This window comes from Bacillus sp. JK62 (assembly GCF_053663455.1).
Map to the genome: position 1 here is coordinate 861,803 of NZ_JBSJQA010000001.1, position 19,525 is coordinate 881,327.

General features: G+C 49.1%; 17 protein-coding genes and 1 pseudogene. 15 read left to right on the top strand and 3 right to left on the bottom strand.

The annotated features are described in order from the left end of the window. Window positions 1-36: 36 nt before the first annotated feature. Genes ACWJJ4_RS04315 through ACWJJ4_RS04330 form a run of 4 tightly spaced genes read left to right on the top strand, consistent with a single transcriptional unit; the run spans window position 37 to window position 3,973 of the window. A complete protein-coding gene (locus ACWJJ4_RS04315; protein WP_071392604.1) occupies window positions 37-1,302 on the top strand; it encodes an ABC transporter substrate-binding protein in 1,266 nt (421 codons plus the stop codon). Between the two features lie 24 nt (window positions 1,303-1,326). Beyond that, window positions 1,327-2,217, top strand: a complete 891-nt coding sequence (locus ACWJJ4_RS04320) for a carbohydrate ABC transporter permease (RefSeq protein ID WP_415873121.1) — start codon at window positions 1,327-1,329, stop codon at window positions 2,215-2,217. A gap of 3 nt (window positions 2,218-2,220) precedes the next feature. Then, window positions 2,221-3,105, top strand: coding sequence for a carbohydrate ABC transporter permease (locus ACWJJ4_RS04325; RefSeq protein ID WP_003151895.1), 885 nt, complete (start codon window positions 2,221-2,223; stop codon window positions 3,103-3,105). 13 nt (window positions 3,106-3,118) lie between these two features. Beyond that, window positions 3,119-3,973: a PfkB family carbohydrate kinase gene (locus tag ACWJJ4_RS04330; RefSeq protein WP_014305764.1), complete on the top strand. Its 855-nt coding sequence runs from the start codon at window positions 3,119-3,121 to the stop codon at window positions 3,971-3,973. A 24-nt stretch (window positions 3,974-3,997) separates the two neighbouring features. On the opposite strand, the gene ACWJJ4_RS04335 is transcribed toward ACWJJ4_RS04330, so the two are convergent. After that, the gene (locus tag ACWJJ4_RS04335; protein ID WP_012118372.1) at window positions 3,998-4,726 is read right to left on the bottom strand and encodes a GntR family transcriptional regulator; all 729 of its coding nucleotides are present in this window, start codon (window positions 4,724-4,726) and stop codon (window positions 3,998-4,000) included. 155 nt (window positions 4,727-4,881) lie between these two features. On the opposite strand from ACWJJ4_RS04335, the gene ACWJJ4_RS04340 reads away from it, so the two are divergent. Further along, on the top strand, window positions 4,882-5,988 hold the full coding sequence (locus ACWJJ4_RS04340; protein ID WP_043867399.1) for an ABC transporter ATP-binding protein: 1,107 nt from the start codon (window positions 4,882-4,884) through the stop codon (window positions 5,986-5,988). Between the two features lie 48 nt (window positions 5,989-6,036). On the opposite strand, the gene ACWJJ4_RS04345 is transcribed toward ACWJJ4_RS04340, so the two are convergent. After that, window positions 6,037-6,906: an endonuclease I family protein gene (locus ACWJJ4_RS04345; RefSeq protein ID WP_204529923.1), complete on the bottom strand. Its 870-nt coding sequence runs from the start codon at window positions 6,904-6,906 to the stop codon at window positions 6,037-6,039. A 220-nt stretch (window positions 6,907-7,126) separates the two neighbouring features. Here ACWJJ4_RS04345 and allC point away from each other — a divergent pair, with 220 nt between their 5' ends. The 5 genes and pseudogenes from allC to ACWJJ4_RS04370 all read left to right on the top strand — a co-directional run. Beyond that, window positions 7,127-8,368 carry an allantoate deiminase gene (gene allC, locus ACWJJ4_RS04350; protein WP_326375019.1) on the top strand — a complete coding sequence of 414 codons (1,242 nt, stop codon included), beginning with the start codon at window positions 7,127-7,129 and terminating at the stop codon, window positions 8,366-8,368. A gap of 60 nt (window positions 8,369-8,428) precedes the next feature. Then, the gene (locus tag ACWJJ4_RS04355) at window positions 8,429-9,640 is read left to right on the top strand and encodes a pyridoxal-phosphate-dependent aminotransferase family protein (RefSeq protein WP_217365457.1); all 1,212 of its coding nucleotides are present in this window, start codon (window positions 8,429-8,431) and stop codon (window positions 9,638-9,640) included. Window positions 9,641-9,761: 121 nt separating this feature from the next. Continuing rightward, a complete protein-coding gene (locus ACWJJ4_RS04360; RefSeq protein WP_007410110.1) occupies window positions 9,762-10,958 on the top strand; it encodes an MFS transporter in 1,197 nt (398 codons plus the stop codon). Between the two features lie 1,285 nt (window positions 10,959-12,243). Continuing rightward, window positions 12,244-12,522 (top strand): hypothetical protein, encoded by a 279-nt coding sequence (locus tag ACWJJ4_RS04365; protein ID WP_077722787.1) that lies wholly within the window; start codon window positions 12,244-12,246, stop codon window positions 12,520-12,522. Between the two features lie 61 nt (window positions 12,523-12,583). Beyond that, window positions 12,584-12,718, top strand: a pseudogene (locus ACWJJ4_RS04370) (XkdF-like putative serine protease domain-containing protein); the annotation flags it as partial. A 108-nt stretch (window positions 12,719-12,826) separates the two neighbouring features. Here ACWJJ4_RS04370 and ACWJJ4_RS04375 read toward each other — a convergent pair. Continuing rightward, on the bottom strand, window positions 12,827-14,422 hold the full coding sequence (locus tag ACWJJ4_RS04375) for a PucR family transcriptional regulator (RefSeq protein ID WP_204529920.1): 1,596 nt from the start codon (window positions 14,420-14,422) through the stop codon (window positions 12,827-12,829). 179 nt (window positions 14,423-14,601) lie between these two features. Between ACWJJ4_RS04375 and ACWJJ4_RS04380 the strand changes: the two genes are divergently transcribed. The 5 genes from ACWJJ4_RS04380 (at window position 14,602) to ACWJJ4_RS04400 (ending at window position 19,512) form a co-directional block, all read left to right on the top strand. After that, window positions 14,602-15,966 carry an allantoinase gene (locus ACWJJ4_RS04380; protein WP_454021465.1) on the top strand — a complete coding sequence of 455 codons (1,365 nt, stop codon included), beginning with the start codon at window positions 14,602-14,604 and terminating at the stop codon, window positions 15,964-15,966. A 73-nt stretch (window positions 15,967-16,039) separates the two neighbouring features. Then, window positions 16,040-16,381: a YunG family protein gene (locus ACWJJ4_RS04385; RefSeq protein WP_070082315.1), complete on the top strand. Its 342-nt coding sequence runs from the start codon at window positions 16,040-16,042 to the stop codon at window positions 16,379-16,381. 26 nt (window positions 16,382-16,407) lie between these two features. Then, entirely contained in the window at window positions 16,408-17,259 is an 852-nt protein-coding gene (locus ACWJJ4_RS04390; protein WP_326375017.1) for a DUF72 domain-containing protein, read from the top strand. A 19-nt stretch (window positions 17,260-17,278) separates the two neighbouring features. Continuing rightward, window positions 17,279-18,100, top strand: a complete 822-nt coding sequence (locus ACWJJ4_RS04395; RefSeq protein WP_003151913.1) for a sulfite exporter TauE/SafE family protein — start codon at window positions 17,279-17,281, stop codon at window positions 18,098-18,100. 17 nt (window positions 18,101-18,117) lie between these two features. After that, window positions 18,118-19,512, top strand: coding sequence for a bifunctional metallophosphatase/5'-nucleotidase (locus tag ACWJJ4_RS04400; RefSeq protein ID WP_326375016.1), 1,395 nt, complete (start codon window positions 18,118-18,120; stop codon window positions 19,510-19,512). Window positions 19,513-19,525: the final 13 nt, after the last annotated feature.

The following is a 19,525-nucleotide window of genomic DNA, read 5'->3' on the forward strand; positions in this document are numbered from 1 at the left end:
ATAACGTTATAGTCCGGTGCAAAGGAGGAAAAGCATCTGAAAAAGCTCATCTGCCTGTTCGTTCTGTTAGCTGTATGTCTGTCAGCCGCCGCCTGTTCAAGCCAAAGCAGTTCCTCTGACGGAAAAGTGACCCTGAAGTTTTTTCACAGGTGGCCGAAGGAGCCGGAAAAAAGCTATTTTGAAGAAGCGGTCAAAGAATTTGAAGCCGCTCATCCGGATATTCATATCCAAACGGAAGCGGTCTTGAACGATTCTTATAAAGACAAGGTGAAAGTCATGCTCGGAACAACGAGCCCCCCTGATATTTTCTTTTCTTGGAGCGACCGGTTTGCTTATAAATTCATCAAAGGAGATAAAGCCCTCGATCTGTCGTCTTACTATCAGCAGGATAAAGATTGGTCCTCACAGCTTGTGCAGTCACAAATCAAACCCTTTACGCATGACGGAAAACAGTACGGTGTTCCGTGGCAAATGGACGCTAAATCATTCTTTTATAATAAAGACATTTTTAATACATTACATTTGAAGCCCCCGGCGACATGGGATGAACTGATCACAGTCTGTGAGAAATTGAAAGAGAACGGATATATTCCGATCAGTTTCGGCACAAAAGCGCCTTGGACCATTTCTCATTATATCGGGACGCTGAACCAGCGTATGGTGGATGAAAAAACGCGGGCGAAGGATTACAGCCCGGAAACCGGGGAGTTTACGGACGAAGGCTATGTCAAAGCGCTTGAAAAGCTTCAGGAACTTCTGCCGTACTTTACAAAGCACGTGAACTCCGTTGATCACGAATACGTGCGCCAGCAGTTTACGAGCGGCAAAGCGGCGATGATTTATGCGGAAACGGCAGAAATTAAGCTCGTCGAACCGGTCAATCTGGGCTTGTTTCCTTTCCCGAAAATCAGCGGCGAAAAGGGATCTCCCCGTGCACTGACCGGATCTCCCGAAGGATTTATGATTTCCTCAAAAACGAAGCACCCGAAAGAAGCTATGGAATTTCTTCAGTTTTTAACCTCGAAAAAAATGGGAGAGAAGCTGATAAAAGACGTCGGTAAATACAGCGCGGTTCAGGGAACGGCGACAGAAAACAATTCCACCCCGATCCAGCGCGAAGCCGTGCAGGATATCGTCCGCGCCGAAACAATGGTGCCGTGGTTTGATATGGATGTTGATGTTGAAATCGCCGATGTGTATGCGGCAGGCGTTCAGCAGATGCTCGGCGGCACAATGACACCGCGCGAGGTGATGAATTCCGTGCAGAAAGCGGCGCGTCAGGTCAAAGCGTCATCTGAATAGAACAGATTTCTTTGGAGAAAGGAGATGAGGATTTCCTTGGTCAGCCGAAAACGTTTCATTCCGTATCTGTTTCTCGCGCCCGCGCTGATTTTTCTGCTGTTCGTTTACATTCCGATTATTGAGAATGTGTTTTTCAGTCTGTTTGAATGGAGCTCATTTCAACCCGAAAAGACGTTTATCGGTTTGAAAAATTATATTGACCTGTTTCACGATCCCGTGTTTTTTACAGCACTCCGCAACAATGTGCTGTATGCGGTCATATCGCTGATTTGCCAGGTTGGCGGCGGCTTAATTCTGGCGGCCGTGCTGGAAGACAAATTGGTAAGAAAATGGTCGCCGTTTTTCCGTACGGTATTTTTTCTTCCGGTCGTCATTTCCATGACCGTCATTGCGCTGTTGTTTGATTTTATTTATAACCCGGAAATCGGGCTTTTGAATCAGCTGCTGGAAGCGGTCGGACTTGATGAACTGACCCGCGCGTGGCTGGGCGATGAAAACACCGCTATGCTGTCTGTCATTTTTGTGTCTCAATGGCAGTCTGTCGGTTACATCGCCATGCTGTACATTGTCTCGATTCAGAGCATTCCCGCTGAATTATATGAATCGGCGCAGCTGGACGGAGCCGGAAAAATCCAGCAGTTTTTTCACATTACGGTGCCGCAGACGAAAGAAATGTCGTTTGTTGCCGTGGTGATGACGCTGACCGGCGCATTTACTGTATTTAATGAACCGTATATTCTGACCGGCGGAGGGCCGGGCAATGCTTCAGAAGTGCTGAGCACATTTTTGTATAAGAGCGCTTTTACAAAGGATATGATGGGCTACGCTTCTGCGATCGCCACGGTGGTGCTTTTGCTGACGCTTGCTCTGTCGCTTATTCAGATGAAATTCTTTAAGACCGGAAAGGAGGAGTAGCCGATGCTTCCTGAAAAGACGGATTTGCGTCATGCCCGTCAGGCCGTCAGAACAGGCGGAAAACCGAGAAAATGGTATGTCGGGGAAACGTCTGTGTGGCTGTTTCTCTTTATCTACCTCATTGCCGTTGCTTATCCGCTGTTATGGATGGCGGTCAGCGCCTTTAAAAGCTCGGATGAGATTTTTGAGCACAGCTGGTCGCTGCCCTCTGTCTGGCATCCCGAAAACTTCGTATCCGCATGGAACCAAGGGATTTCCGCTTATTTTATGAACAGCGTCATTGTGACCGTGCTGACTTGTCTCATCACCGTATTTGTGAGCGCCTGGGCGGCATACGGGCTGGCCCGTTTTCAATTTAAAGGAAAAGGGTTTGTGCTGATCATTTGTCTTGGCGGCTTGATGCTGACGCCGCAGGTCAGTCTTGTGCCGCTGTACTCCATTATCCAGTCATTGGGACTGTACAATACGTATTGGGCATTGATTCTTCCGTACGCAGCCTACCGTATTCCGTTTACCGTGATTCTGATCCGTTCCTATTTTTTGTCGATTTCCAAAGAGCTTGAGGAAGCGGCCTATCTGGATGGGTGTACAAGTTTCGGAATATTTTTCAGAATATTCTTACCTATGAGCGTGCCGATTCTGGTGACATCAGGCATTTTGACGGCTTACCATACATGGAATGAGTTTATGTTTGCGATTATTTTTATCGATGATGAAAATTTACGGACGATTCCGGCCGGGCTGATGCAGTTCAGAGATGCGCTGCAGACGGATTGGGGCGTGCTGCTGGCCGGGCTGACGATTTCTGCTGCTCCGATCATCGCGCTGTTTTTATTGATGCAGAGATATTTTATCCGCGGCATTGCAGCGGGAAGCGTGAAAGGATAAGGGGGATGAAAAGATGAAACTGATAGCGGCCGGAGATAATGTAGTAGATTATTATCAGGATCAGGAGACGTTTTACCCGGGCGGAAATGCGTTAAATGTAGCCGTGCTTGCCCGGCGCTTAGGCCACGAAACTTCTTATATCGGGATTCTCGGCAGTGATGAAGCGGCGGATCACGTATTGAATGTGCTGAAACTGGAGAAGGTGAATGCCGATCTGATCCGCCGGGCATACGGAGAAAACGGGATGGCGGTCGTCACGCTTGATGAAAGAGGGGACAGGATATTTGCCGGATCAAATAAAGGCGGCGTGCAATCGCGTCTGACGCTCGCTTTTCAGGAGAATGACATCTCATTTATCGCCGGACATGATCTGCTGCATACGAGCGTATACAGCAGGATAGAACGTGACCTTCCGATGCTGAGCGGCCATGTGCCGATTTCCTTTGACTTCTCTGTAAAACGTGACGAAGCCTATTTAGAAGCGGTCTGTCCGTACGTAACGTATGCATTTTTTTCCGGGAGTGATTTGAGTGAAAGTGAATGTGTGCGGCTTGCCGAAAAAGCCCGCGGTTTCGGAGCGAAAATCGTCTGTCTGACAAGGGGAGAACATGGCGCGGTGTTATCGGATGGGGAACGCGTCTATCATCAGCCGGTGGTAAGAGCTGATATAATAGATACATTGGGCGCGGGTGATTCTTTTATTGCCGGGTTTCTTACCGATTTCTTCGAGCATCAGGATATTCGGCGAGCGCTTACTGCGGCCGCCGGGACGGCTGCCAAAACATGCGGAGGGTTCGGAGCGTTCGGTTACGGGCATCCCTACAGGCCGGACGGCGGGAAAAGCAGTGAAAAAACGAGAATACGATAAGCATTGTCTCGTTTTTTATACTTGTTACGCATAGGGGCTGTTAATGGTAAACGTAACGCGGTCGGTATGCATTAAAAACAGCGAGCTGTATATCGGCTGGTCTTTTGACATAAAAGCGGTTTTGTCAATTTCAAAAAGCGCATCCCCGATATCACAAGCCAGATAGCGGCTTTCTTCCTGCTTGGCGTATACGACATTTAACAGCTTCGTATTATGGGTGGGCACCACCTGATAGTGCTGTTTCAAAATGTCATGCATCGACACGCCGCCTTTAATATGCTTGCCGATGTCGGGAAATAAACTGAGCGGATAGTGGGCGATTTCGAATGAGAGCGGCTGGTCGTCGTGAAATAAAATGCGTTTTAATTCAAGAACGGGACTTTCGGAAGCGACGCGAAGTTTTTGAGCGATGGATTTAGGCGCTTCAATGATTTCATGGGAAAGGATCTGGTGTTTCGGTTTTTTTCCCGTTGATTCCATAAATTCAGAGTAGCCGTTGACCGCGATGAGCTCCCGCTTCAGTTTAGGGCTTTTAACGAACGTTCCCTTTCCCTGCTGCCGGACGAGCCAGCCTTCTTCCACAAGATCAAGGATGGCCTTCCTGACCGTTATGCGGCTGACGTTGTACGTTTCGCACAGCTCATTTTCAGTCGGCAGTTTTACGGACGGCGAATAAACGCCCTTCTTGATATCGTCCGCGATAATTTGTTTCAGCTGAATATATAAAGGTTTCGAGCTCCCGTTATTTAACAATGGGACGGACCTCCTTTGTCAAGTAGTAGTACTATTATATGTATTATGACGTTATAATACAAATTTGCTTTTCATTTATGAATCTGTCAGAAACCCCGAACATTTTTAACATAACAGAAAGATGTGGCGGTTTCCAGTATTGGAGGAGGTTTCGAATGGCATCATTAACATTTGACCATATCAAAAAAACATACGGCGCCCAATCGGCGGCAGTGAAGGATTTTCACTTAGATGTAAAGGATGAGGAGCTGCTGGTGCTTGTCGGTCCCTCCGGCTGCGGCAAATCTACGACACTCAGAATGATTGCCGGACTGGAGAGCATTTCTGAAGGGAAGCTTTATATCGATGGAGACGCGGTGAACGATCTGCCCCCGAAGGATCGTGATATCGCAATGGTTTTTCAGAATTACGCGCTGTATCCCCACATGACGGTGTTTGACAATATGGCGTTCGGTTTGAAGCTCAGAAAGCTGCCGAAAAAAGAAATCGCAGAGCGAGTCCGGACGGCCGCTGATATTTTGGAAATCGGGCATCTGCTCAAGCGGAAACCGAAGGCTCTTTCAGGCGGGCAGCGGCAGCGGGTTGCGCTCGGCCGGTCGATCGTGCGGGAGCCGAAAGTGTTTCTGATGGACGAGCCGCTTTCCAACTTAGATGCGAAATTGCGTGTGACGATGCGCGCCGAAATCAGCAAGCTCCATCAGCGTTTGAAAGCGACCATCGTTTACGTGACGCATGATCAGACGGAAGCGATGACAATGGGCGACCGGATTGTCGTGATGAATGAAGGAGATATTCAGCAGGCCGCAAGCCCCCATGAGATTTATCATTATCCGGCGAATATGTTTGTGGCGGGTTTTATCGGTTCTCCGAGTATGAATTTTATAAAAGGCGTCATAGAAGAAAGTCACGGGCAATGGTATTTTGCCGGTTCGTCCGTTCGTCTGCCCATTCCGAAAGAAAAAGCGGCCGTTCTTGTCCAGAAAGGATACAGCGGTCAGGAGATGACTGCGGGGCTGCGTCCGGAGCATTTGACGCTTGCCGGACAATCAGAGCACCCGCCTGAAGCGGTGTGCCGCGCTGTGGCGGAAGTATGTGAAAACTTAGGCGCGGAGATGTACGTTCATGCGGTGAGCGGAGATGACCGCATGACGATCCGTCTTGACGGCGCTTCAGAGGTGAAACCCGGCGATGCCATTCTGCTTGCGGTCAATATGAACCGGGCCGTCTTTTTTGATGCCGACACTGAAAACGCCGTATATTGAAAAAGGGAGCCTGATGATGGGGCTCCCTTATCACTTCTTATGATACGATTACCAGATTTCGTCCGCCCATTCCGGGTGGTCGATAAACGGATTGCGGTTATGCTGATAGTCTTCGTAAATGATTTCGTTCCGCCGTTTTTCCTTACTGTCGACGGGGTCTTGTTTATTCCATTTGAGCAAAACGGACAGTTTTCCCATGTAAGGAGCTGAGCCGTTTCCGGTTTTATCATTCAGCTCAAGGTCGGGATACCCGTCGCCGCCTTCATAACGCACCGCCATGTAAAACAGCATGCGGGCGACGTCTCCTTTGACCTCATCGCGCGGCTCCCAGGAATCACCGTCGTAATAATTGCCCGGCGCTTTCGGGTATTCTGAGCCGCCGTTATCAAAATCCATGTTTCCTCTGGCGCTGTTCACCTGGACGTCTGCAGGGCGCAGATGATGAATGTCCGTCCCGGGGCCGGCAGCTGTTCCGAAGTTTCCGTGTGACTTTGCCCACACGTGTTCACGGTTCCAGTCCCCGACGCTGCCGCCGTTTTTACTTTTGGCCCGTGATTCCTGGGTGTAGAGCAAGATGACATTGTTCGGGTTTGCCGGATCTTCGTCAGTTTCCTTCAATGCATTCCATACTTGGCTGTAAGACAGCTTTGTATGTCCGCTGATGATGCGGTGCAGGGCGCTCTTTAAGGCTGTTCCGCTTTTTCCGGAAGCTTCTTTGTAATATGTGTCCGTATCCGCAGACGGAGTGATGACAGCTGAGGCAGTTTGCGGAAAAAGAGTTGTGCCGCCGGAAGTTGAAACCGCGAGCCGGCTGTACAGATTCGTGTCAGTCGGCGCGCCCGCAGAGACTGACGGCGCGGCCCATCCAAAAATGAAAAACAGGCAGACAATCGGCAGAAACCAAAGTTTTTTTGTCATGACTTGCCCTCCTTTACCTCTATTATCCAAAAAATAAATCTAATATTCTATCTTTTTTGAAAAATGGTTCCTTCGGCTTATGGGACAGAGGGGCGGTTTCTTGGTCAAAGTATCCGGAAAATCATTGATTTTTTAGAGGTTATGATAATGAACTCATAATGCGCTCCTTCTATAATGAAGATCATCTTGTCAGTTTTTCAGTTTAAAAAGGAGGGCGTGTATGGAACATCAGCAGCTTTCGGCGGCGAATATCGGGATTTCCGACAACATACAATGGCTGTCTCAATTCGGCGCTTCCGCTTCCGGCGGAGTGACGAGGCTTTTATATACGAAAGAATGGATGAACGCCCAGCTTGCCGTCAAAAAGAAAATGGAGGCGTTCGGGCTGGAAACGGCATTTGACGATGTCGGTAACGTATTCGGCCGGCTGAGCGGCACAGAATCGCCTGATGAGGTGATTCTGACCGGGTCGCATATTGACACCGTTATTGACGGCGGCAAATATGACGGTGCATTCGGCGTGCTGGCGGGCATGCTGGCGATCCGGCATTTGCATGAGACGTGCGGGCGTCCGAAAAAAACGCTGGAGGCTGTGTCGCTCTGTGAAGAGGAAGGGAGCCGTTTTCCCATCACCTATTGGGGCTCAGGCAATATCACCGGTGCTTTCTCGCTTTCAGATGCGGAAATGCCGAAAGACGCGTCCGGCATTTCTCTGAAAGAAGCCATGCGGCATAACGGCTTCGGTGCAGGCCGTTATCCGGCGCCGCTGCGCACTGATATTAGTGCCTTTCTGGAAATTCATATAGAACAGGGGCAAACGCTTGAACGATCGGGAAAGGATATCGGGATTGTCACCGGGATTGCCGGACAGAGACGCTATACCGTTACGCTTGACGGTGAATGCAACCATGCGGGGACCACTTCAATGAAATGGCGGAAAGATCCGCTCGCGGCGGGAAGCAGCATCATCCACGAACTCATGCTCTCAGCGGAAAGACAGCCGGAAGAGCTCCGCCTGACGTGCGGGAAAATGACGGTTGAGCCGAATATGGCGAATGTCATTCCGGGCCGTATCCAGTTTTCCGTTGATATTCGCCACCAGCAGGAAGACGTGCTGGCAGCCTTCCGTCAGAAACTGGTGTCGATTATTGAAAACATCAGCCGCAGCAAAGGAGTCAGACCTGTTATTGATGAATATATGAGGATAGAGCCGGTTCAAATGGATCAGACACTGACACGAACCGCAGCAGAGGCTGCAAAAGAGCAGGGGGCGGACCCGGAGAAGATCGTAAGCGGAGCGGGACATGACGCCCAGATGCTCGGCAGAACCTTTCCGGCCTGCATGCTGTTTGTGCCGAGCCGTGGCGGGATCAGCCACTCGCCGCTTGAATTCACACCCGCACATCAGCTTGAAACCGGCGTCCTTACGCTGGCGAATGTATTACATAAACTTGCCTATTAACGTAAAGGGGGAATCGGCGTGCCGACCAGAAAAGAATTGTGCATTCCGCAAAGAACGATTATGACACCGGGACCGACAGAAGCTGAACCGAGAGTGCTGAGGGCGATGGGCGCTCCGATCCTCGGCCAGTTTGACCCGGCATTTACCGGCATCATGAATGAAACGATGCAAATGCTCCGTGAATTGTTTCAAACTGAGAACCGCTGGGCCTATCCGATTGACGGCACATCAAGAGCGGGGATTGAGGCTGTTCTCGCAAGTGTGATAGAACCGGGCGACAGCGTGCTCGTTCCGATATACGGACGCTTCGGACACCTGCTGACTGAAATCGCCGAGCGGTACGGAGCGGACGTTCATACGATCGAGTGTGAATGGGGAACGGTCTTCCGGCCTGAAGAGATTATCAGCGAGATGAAAAAGATTTCCCCGAAAATCGTCGCTATGGTGCACGGAGAAACATCAACGGGGCGGATTCACCCGCTGAAAGAAATCGGGGAAGCGTGCCGCGCCCAAGACGCACTCTTTATCGTGGATGCCGTGGCCACGATCGGAGGCTGCGCCGTAAAAACGGATGAATGGAAGATTGACGCAGTTATCGGGGGAACGCAAAAATGCCTATCGGTCCCTTCCGGAATGGCGCCGATTACTTATAATGACCGGACGGCAGCTGTCATTGCCGCGCGTAAAAAGGTAGAACGTGGCATTGCGACGGCAGCTGACGGTAAAATGCTGTCCGGTCATCGGCCGGTTACGAGCAACTATTTTGATCTGAGCCAGCTCGAAGATTATTGGAGTGAAAGAAGGCTGAATCACCATACAGAAGCGACAGCAATGCTTTATGCGCTGCGGGAGGGTGTGCGCCTTGTCCTGGAAGAAGGACTTGAAGAACGGTTCCGTAGGCATCAGCGTCATGAAAAAGCGCTTACGGCGGGACTTGCAGCGATGGGCCTTGATTTATTCGGCGATCCGGAGGCGAAGCTGCCTGTCGTCACATGTGTGAAGATTCCGCCGGAAGCAGACGGCGAATCGATCAGGAGTATGCTTTTGTCTCAATTCGGAATTGAAATCGCCAGCTCGTTCGGTCCGCTGCAGGGGAAAATTTGGAGAATCGGAACGATGGGCTACAGCTGCAGAAAGGAAAATGTGCTGTTTGTGCTGGCCGGACTTGAAGCGGTTCTGATCAGACACGGAGTTGCAGTTAAAGCCGGGGAAGCGCTGCAGGCGGCCCTTAACATATATGATCTGCCGGCTGAAACCGGTGTGCTGTCATGAGATATGAAAACGAGATTGAAATCATCTGGACTTTTTTCCCTTTTCCCCGTTATACTGAATGGTATAAAAAATGACAAATATGGAATGATCATCTGTTTGTCTGGGGAGAAGGTAAGAAATCATGGCGTACATGGGGCGATTGTCAATTTTAATGCTGAATATGTTTATTGCGATGCTTGGGATCGGATTGATTATTCCGATTATGCCCGCATATATTACCGAATTCGGAGCGACGGGGAGCACGATGGGTCTGCTTGTTGCGGCGGCGGGGCTTACACAGCTTTTATTTGCGCCTATTGCCGGGGAAATAACCGACAAATACGGACGGCGGAAACTGATTATTTTCGGCATTGCCGCCTTTGCCGTGTCACAATTGATCTTCGCCTTTGCCGGAAGCCTGTGGCAATTGTTCGCATCCCGCCTTTTGGGCGGAATGGGCGCGGCGTTTTTAATGCCGTCAATGTTCGCTTACATTGCGGATATTACGACCGAGGAAGAACGCGGGAAAGGAATGGGGCTGTTCAGCGCGGCGATGACGCTCGGTGTCGTCATCGGACCCGGTGTCGGCGGCTATTTGGTTCATTACGGCATGTCTGTGCCGTTTATCGTGTCCGCAAGTCTCGCCTGCTTTTCAACGGTGCTTTCATTTTTCTTTCTGCCCGAAACGCTTGGACGTGAAAAGCAGCTGGAAGCCCGGGCAAAAACGGAAAAACGTGAGCATCTGTTTAAGCAAATGTCACGCGCGCTCAAATCGCCGTTCGCGTTTATGCTGATTCTGGTTTTTGTGCTGAACTTCGGAATTATGAACTTTGAATCCGTTTTCGGCCTTTACGTTGACCATAAACACGGATTTAAAGCCTCTGATATTGCCTTTATTATTACGGCTGCGGGTCTCATCGGCGTGTTTGTGCAGGCGGTCGGCGTCAGTTATCTCGTCCGCAGGTTCGGGGAAAAGCGCGTCATTAACGTGACGTTGATCGGGGCTGCTGCAGGACTTGTGTGGTGCCGGTTTGCGGGTTCATATTGGGCCGTTTTTGCCGCGGCAATCTTTTTCCTGACGCTGACATCGCTGCTCCGGCCGGCCGTTAATACGATGCTGTCGAAGCTCGCCGGTGACCAGCAGGGGTTTGCCGGCGGGATGAACACCTCATTCATCAGCTTAGCGAATATCGCCGGACCGTCAGCCGCCGGTTTTCTCTTTGATGTAAATATGGAATTTCCGTATATGCTGGGAGCGGCCATTCTCGCCATCAGTTTTCTGGCCGCGCTTGGCTGGGGCAAAAAGACACAGACCCGGCCGTTCACGCAGCAAGGATAAGAATCAAAAGCCTCCGGGTATCCGGAGGCTTTTTGTTGATTGTCGTTTATTCTGCGGCGGTCTGCATCTCTGAAATTGCAGGGATGCGCATAGAGGGAAAATCATATCGAACCAGTTGTTCCGTATGCAGGGGGGAGAGCATTCTGATAAACCGGGTCATTGAAATAATACGAACTGTTCAGAAAGGGGCGATTGGTGACAACAAGGAGAGGTTATCTTATAAAACCTCTCATGGAAGATGTTGTGATGGTTCTCCTGCACGAATTTTGCAGATTAAAACCCGCAATTAGGCCAACACACAATTATGCAAGAGACAATCATCTAAAAAGGGTGTCGGTAAGTACAATATGGTGTACGGAAAAGGAGTTGAAAATGTTGTATTATTACCCGTCATTCCATTTGTATCAGCGGCAAGAATTTAATTATTATCCATGGGCCCATCAATTGACTCATTCAGGGAGCTCTCCCTATGTTTCCGCGCGCCCTCCTTTTTATAATTCTCCATGTTACAGAGAGTGCATAAGAAGCGGAGCGGATAGTTATTTCTGTTGCTATATCTGCGGTTTCTGTTAAAAAGAAAGACTTATAGAAGTAAGTGATCTTTCCAAGATGACAGTGAGACCATTATCCAGACAGCCATTAGTCAACACACGAAGCTTTATTACGGTTCACGGAGGGGAAGCGCCCCTCCTTTTTTGGAGAGATTTTTTCCGCTGTGAACGGAGAATGTATCAGCGTAGCCAAAACTCCGCGTGAAAAAGGAAAAGAGCATTTCCTCTTTCCTTTAGGAGGAGGTCATTTCTGCGTATCAAAATTTAAACAATGAAAGTGCCTTCTCGGGAGGGCGACTGAAGTATGCAGTATTGTGCGCGATAGTCACGGGGAACACAAGCAGTGAAATCTCATTGCAAGGAAAGTCTTTTTAAACCGGCTCTTCATTTTCTTTGCTTACCTTCTGAGGAATAAAGCGGCGGGCCGCAAATAAATAAAAGCGAATAGCGTAAGGCGGTGCTTATTCGGCAAGGAGAAATGAAAGAAAGATGAAGATGAGAGACGTTTTATCTGCTGACACGAAACAGCAGCTTAAAAAAGTGTTAAGTCCTTCTACAAAGGCAGATGAACAGGAATTGGGAAGAAATCATGGGAACGAGACGTGACACCTCAGACGTATAGGCGGCTGTATACGTAGGAAATGAGCCTTTTGTTCCACACACGAATTTTCAATATATGGAATATACAATTATTGTAAGGTGAATTCATTATATAGGAAAGAGGTAAATGTTCAATGTATCCAAATTATTATTACCCATATTTTGGGGAAAGTCGTGCTTTTGAAGGTTTAATTGGTCAATTTCACACTCTCCTTTTTAATCTAACTTTGCCAAATGGACGGTTGCTTACTGCTGGTACACGTGTGTTTATACACAGGTCTGAGTATACACCAGCAGGTCAAGAATTTGTTACTATAGTATTTCCTTTGTCTATTGGCGGAAACTGTATAGCTGGTTCAGCTGTAGTTTCGGCTAGTCAACTCACTCCTGGAGGAATCCAAACAGTTAGATAAAATACTAATTTAAGTATCATCGTTTGAGATGATACTTATTTATTTTGAGGAAGAGAGGTAAGTGAAGATCCTTGCGAAAGAAGCAGACGCACAAAAACTTGTTTACGGTATCGTTTATGAGCCGGACACAGTGGATGCTCACGAGGATTTCATGACAGCTGCAGAAATTGAGAAGGCCGCTCACGGCTTCCTGAAAGGATACTCGTCAGGATTTTGATGGCAGCATTTTTTGAGGATTTAGCTGAATGAATCCCCCTTAAATAAGATGCGGGAGAACACCCGCATCCTGGTCTATGGCTAAATTTTAACCGATCAGCCGCTGCATTCTCAGCGCGAGCCGCAGGCGCATCGTCGTCTCCGGATCTTTTAAGCTTTTGCCGAGCAGTTCCTCGCATTTTTCTAAACGATAGATCACCGTATTTCGATGGACGTACAGGCGCTTAGCTGTTTCTGAAATCTGGCAGTGGGTCTCCAGGTAAACAGACAGTGTATGAAGCAGGCTCTGGTCCTCCTTTTGCCGATCGGCCAGGCTTTGGAGGGTGGCTTCGTAAAACTTCTTCACATCTTCCGCCGGAAGCAGGCGGAGCAGTTCCGGCACGTCTTTGGCATGATAGATTTGAATAAACTCCGCGCTTCTGGACAAATGCCCGGATGAAATGGCGTCTGAAGCTTCAGTAAAAGCGTCAGGGACATCGATCAGCTTTTGGCATATGTTTGAGATGCCGAAGGAAACAGTCCGTTTAAACTGCGTCCGGACCTGTTTCTGAAACTGCTCCAAAAAGCTGATGACAGACGCGTGCATTTCATTCCAGCTGTCTGTCGCTTCAATTAAAAGAATACCGACATTTCCTTTAATAAAGAGATGAGGGGGAAACGGAAAGGATGACAGCTCCCCTTCAAGCAGATCAAATACATGATCGGAAACGAGCTGATTTTCGGTAAAGCTGATCGTTTTCTCATTTCGGTCGAGTTTTCCGCAAATGCACATGTATTTCTGATCCCAGCGGAGCCGGAATTCTTTGGCACGGCTTTTGATTTCTTCATGGCCGGTAAACGAGCGGTCGATGAAATTGCTGAAAAATTCATTGCGCGCCCGTCTGCCGAATTGTTTGACGGCATTTTCTTTCAGCAGTTCAAAGGAAATGACGTTGGCCGCCTGTTCAATTGTCAAAATCATGCCTTTATCAGCGGTCTGCACCAGCTCCGGAATCACCAGATAACCGCAGTTTTTTTCAACATTCAGAATCGGCAGGACAGAATACGCCTTTCTGTCGGAGAGCATGGAAAAGCAGGTGAAATAAGGACCGGAAAGGGAATAACAGATGTTTTTCAATAAAGACGTGTCAATGGGTATGCTGTGGGACGATGATAAGAGTTTTGTATGCTGATCCAAAAGCAGCACGGGAAGCCGGAGAATGTCTGAGAGCTTCTTAAGCAGGGATTGCAGCCCTTTGCCGCTCATGATGTGGTTTGTAAATTTTTTATGGGCGTAAATGGCCTGCTGCAGCTCATTTGAACGCATATCAAGAATATGGCTCAGTGTAGCGTTGACGATATCTCCCAGCCTGATGTCTTCCGGCAGCTCAATAATCGGAAATTCATACCGGTCGGCAAGCTCCGCGGCATCTTTCGGAATGACATTAAGATAGCGCTTCGTTTTGATCCCCAGTCCCGCGCAGCCCCGTTTTGCCATGAGGCGGATCAAATCTATCAACAGCTGCGGGCGGTCCTTCAAGTGGTAAGCCGTCGTGACGAGCAGTTCATTTTTATGTAAAAAATCAGCGATGTCCGGCGCATCCATCATGTTGACGTGCTGCACCTCCCTCCAGCCGCCGGATCTGCCTGCGATTAATGCCGCCCGCTCATAAGCGGGAATCTTCATCACATCATAAATGTTCATCAGTCAATCTCCTTTCAGGTTCTAAAGACAACCATTAGTTAATATGAATAAAAATCATCAAAAATTATAGCGGTTTTGCTGATGTATTACGATCATAGTAGCAGTAAACTGGCAATCATAGACGCATGTTGTGATAAAAACTGACAGAAAATCGTCATCCTTACAGGGAGGAAGATAAAATGGCCTATGACGTAATTGTAAAGGGTGCGAAAGCTGTGCGAAAAGGCGGGACAGAGCGGGCCGATATCGCCGTCAAGGACGGGAAAATCGCATTGATCGAGCCCGGCATTGACGAAAACGCGGACCAAGTGGTGCAGGCAGACGGCATGTATGTGTTTCCGGGCGCGGTCGATTGTCACGTGCATTTCAATGAACCCGGACGCGAAGAATGGGGAGGCATTGAAACCGGCTCAAACATGCTTGCTGCCGGCGGCTGTACGGCATATTTTGACATGCCGCTTAACTGCATTCCTTCGACGGTAACTGCTGAAAACCTGCTGGCAAAGGCGGAAATCGCCGAACGGAAGTCAGCGGTTGATTTTGCGCTTTGGGGCGGTTTGATGCCCGGGTATACCGAACATATCCGGCCGATGGCAGAAGCGGGAGCAATCGGGTTTAAAGCGTTTCTGTCTAAATCGGGAACGGATGAATTTCAATCAGCCGATGAACGGACTCTTTTAAAGGGAATGAAGGAAATCGCGGCGTGCGGCAAGATTTTGGCCCTGCACGCAGAAAGCGACGCCCTCACCCGATTCCTTGAAGCCGAGTACGCGCTCCAAGGGAAAATTGATGCCCGCGCTTACGCTTCCTCCCGTCCGGAAGAAGCCGAATGCGAGGCTGTGCAGCGGGCAATTGAATATGCAAGAGCGACGGGATGCGCGCTTCATTTTGTACATATCAGCACGAAACGGGCCGTGCTCTCCATTCAGCAGGCGAAAAAAGACGGATTGGATGTCACCGTTGAAACGTGTCCGCACTACTTATTATTCAGCTTTGAAGACTTCCTCAAAAAAGGGGCGGCCGCCAAATGCGCTCCGCCGCTCCGCTCAGAGGCTGATAAAGAGGAATTGATCGGGGTTTTGGCTGAGGGCCTGATTGATATGGTGTCTTCGGATCATTCTCCCTGTCATCCGTCTTTGAAACGCGAGGATAATATGTTCCTGTCGTGGGGCGGGATCAGCGGAGGCCAATTTACGCTTCTCGGCATGATTCAATTAGCGATCGATCATGGGATTCCGTTTGAACATGTGGCCCGATGGACGGCCGAAGCACCTGCCAAGCGCTTCGGTTTAACGAATAAAGGCCGGCTTGAAGAAGGATTTGACGCTGATTTTGCCATTGTCCGGCCGGAACCTTTTACCGTCACAAAAGAAACGATGTTTTCCAAACATAAGCAAAGCTTGTATGAAGGCCGCACCTTTCCATACCGAATCGCTGCGACCTACAGCAAGGGACGCTGTGTGTATCAGGATGGCGGTGGGAAGCAGAGCGGGGCTTTCGGAACATTCCTGAAGCCTTCTGAAATAAAAGAGCCGATTCTCTGATGAGAATCGGCTCTTTTTTGTCGTTTGGAAAGCGGGTCTCGTGGTATCTTTTTATAAAAAGGAGTAAAACACATTGTATAATCAAATCTTGAACATATTAACGGCATCCTGGTCGCGCAAGACTAGTACAAAATGGACGGAAGATTGCCCGGCCAAAGGCCAGTGCGGCGTGACGGCTTTAGTCATCCAAGATGTTTACGGCGGTGACATTCTCAAAACAAAAACCGGTACAAGCTGGCATTTTTATAATCGAATAGACGGGGAGATATATGATTTCACGAGCGGTCAGTTTTCAGAGCCGATCGTCTATCAGCATATTCTTTCTTCCAGAGATGAGGCATTTTCGGACACCAATGAACATCAGTACCATTACCTGAAAAGTGCATTCAGAAAAAACATGGAAACGCACCTGTGATAAACTAGAATGAGAGGTGAAGGATTGTGATTTATATCGGACTGACGGGGTGGGGGGATCATGACAGCATCTATCCGCTTAAAACAGCGGGCCCGCAAAAACTGCAGGCGTATTCCTCCCATTTTCCCATCGTTGAGCTGGACGCGAGCTTTTACGCCATACAGCCCGCCCGCAATAACGAAAGATGGGTCAAAGAGACGCCGGAATCTTTTCAATTCGTCATTAAGGCATATCAAGGAATGACGGGTCATCAGCGCGGCGATATTCCCTTTGAATCGAAGGAAGAAATGTTTGAGGCGTTTAAGCTGTCATTATCGCCGTATATAGAGCATGGAAAGCTTGCCATGGTGCTGTTCCAATTCCCGCCGTGGTTTGACTGCAAGAAAGAAAACGTCGCATATTTAAGATGGTGCAGGCAGCAGATGGGGGATATCCCGTGCGCGCTTGAATTCCGCAACCGGTCTTGGTTTTCCCCGCCATTTTACGAGCAGACCCTTTCCTTTATGAAGGAGGAAGGCTGGATTCACAGCATATGTGACGAGCCGCAGATCGGCGAGGGCAGCATTCCGACCGTCCTGAAAGCAACGGATGAAGAAAAAACGCTTGTCCGTTTTCACGGACGGAACAAGCAGGGCTGGATCAAACCTGACGGCGGACAAAACTGGCGTGAGGTCAGATATTTATACCGCTATAACAAACAGGAGCTCAAAGATTGGAAAAACAATCTTCAGGAGCTGAAAAAGCAGTCGCGCAATCTGTATGTGCTCTTCAACAATAACTCAGGCGGAGACGCCGCCGATAACGGGCTTGAGATGCTTGAAATGTTAGATATCTCATATACCGGGCTTGCTCCGAAGCAGCTCGACCTATTCAGCTAGAAAAGAGGTTTCAAGACACATGTCTTATCTTATTTTGATCATATTGGGATTTATCGCGGGAACGGTCGGCAGCCTGATCGGGCTTGGGGGAGGAATTATCATCGTGCCGGCGATGCTCTATTTAAGCACGATGACCCCGTTTTTCCATGACGTAACACCGCAGACTGCCATCGGCACGTCCCTTTTGGTGATTATTTTTACGGGCCTGTCATCAACTCTGGCCTATATGAAATATAAAACCGTTGACTACAAAAGCGGACTGATCTTTTTTATCGGTTCCGGCCCGGGAAGCATCATCGGCGCGTATTTGTCTAAACTTTTTAATGCGCATACGTTTTCCGTCTGGTTCGGACTTTTTATGATTTTGATTTCTATTACATTAATGCTGAAGGCGAAAGCAAAACCGGTCAATAAAGCGCATAAAGGCATGATCCGGACTTATGAGGATGAATCGGGTGAGCTTTATACATATTCGTACCGTATTTTTACCGGTATCGCCATTGCCTTTTTCGTCGGTTTATTGGGCGGTCTTTTCGGCATCGGCGGCGGCTCTCTTATGGTTCCGGCCATGATGCTGTTATTTTTGTTCCCGCCGAAAGTGGCTGTGGCGACGTCAATGCTCATTATTTTCTTATCCTCCGTGACGGGTTCCGTGTCACATATCGCAGAAGGCCATGTCAATTGGCTGTATGCGCTGTGCCTCGTTCCGGGCGCGTGGTTCGGCGGCAAAATGGGCGCGTGGGTCAATAAGCGGGTGCAGACGAAAACGATCGTGCTTTTCATGCGGGTCGTCTTGATTTTGATCGGCTGTGAATTGATTTATCAAGGGATATTCAGCTAAAAGGTAGGAGAGATGGTATGTTAGAGAAGCTCCTTTTATATCATACGAATGATTTGCACAGCCATTTCGAAAATTGGCCGAAAATCGTACATTATATTGAGCAGAAGAGAAAAGAGCATGAAAAAAACGGGGAGGAAACACTCGTATTCGACATCGGCGATCATATGGACCGATTTCAAATGATAACGGAAGCGACCTTCGGCAAAGCGAATGTCGACTTGTTAAACCGGCTTGAGATCGATGCGGCTGCCGTCGGGAATAATGAAGGAATTACGCTGCCTCACGATGAGCTGGCGGGTTTATATACTCATGCCGCGTTTCCCGTCATTGTGTCCAACCTGTTTGACGCGGACGGACAGCGCCCGGAATGGGCCGAGCCCTACGTGATCAAAACGCTGAAAAACGGGATGACCGCCGGCATACTCGGCGTCACGGTGCCGTATTATCCCGTCTATCAGAAACTCGGCTGGACAGTGACGGATGCGGAAAAAAGCATTCAAGAATCACTTGACGATATCAAGGGCAAAGCGGACATCATCATTCTGCTTTCTCATTTAGGCCTGATCGATGACCGGGCCGCAGCGGAAAAATTTCCCGATATCGATGTCATTCTTGAATCACATACGCACCACCTTCTTGAGGACGGACAGGACATAAACGGCGTATTGCTTGCATGTGCGGAGAAATACGGGAACTATGTCGGCTGTGTCGAGCTCACGATAGAAAGTGAATCACGAACCATTGTCAGCAAACAGGCATCTGTACAGAAAATGGCTGATTGGCACGGGGAATCTGAAGATACGGCGGCTTTTCTGAAAGAGAAAGAACGGGAAGCGGAAAACCTGCTCTCCGTACAAGTCGCCAATCTGAATGAAGAAGCCGGCGTGAAGTGGTTTGAGGAATCGCCGCTCCCGCTTCTATTAGCCGAAGCGCTGAAAAGCTGGTGCGGCTGTGAAGTCAGCATGGTGAATTCAGGCGTCATTTTGGGGCCTTTACAGAAGGGGCCTGTCACAAAGCTTGACTTGCACCGCATCTGCCCTCATCCGATCAATCCGGTCGCCGTTCGTCTTTCAGGCAGGGAACTCCAGGAAACAATCAGCCAGGCCGCCTCGGAACAAATGGAGCAGCTGCGGATTAAAGGCCTCGGCTTCCGCGGGGAAGTGATGGGCAGGATGGTATATGCCGGAGCGGAGGCAGAGGCCGGCATTCTTGAAGACGGTGTGACGCATCTCCTCAATGTGAAAGTGAACGGAGAAGAGGTGGATCCGGAGCGGATATACTCGGTTGCCGTTCTCGACATGTTTACACTCGGCAAGCTGTTCCCTTACATCCGCGATTCAAAAGAAAAACAATACTTTATGCCGGAGTTTTTAAGAGATCTGCTCGCCTGGGAGCTCGCGCGGCAGCCGTAATGTCAAATAGCTG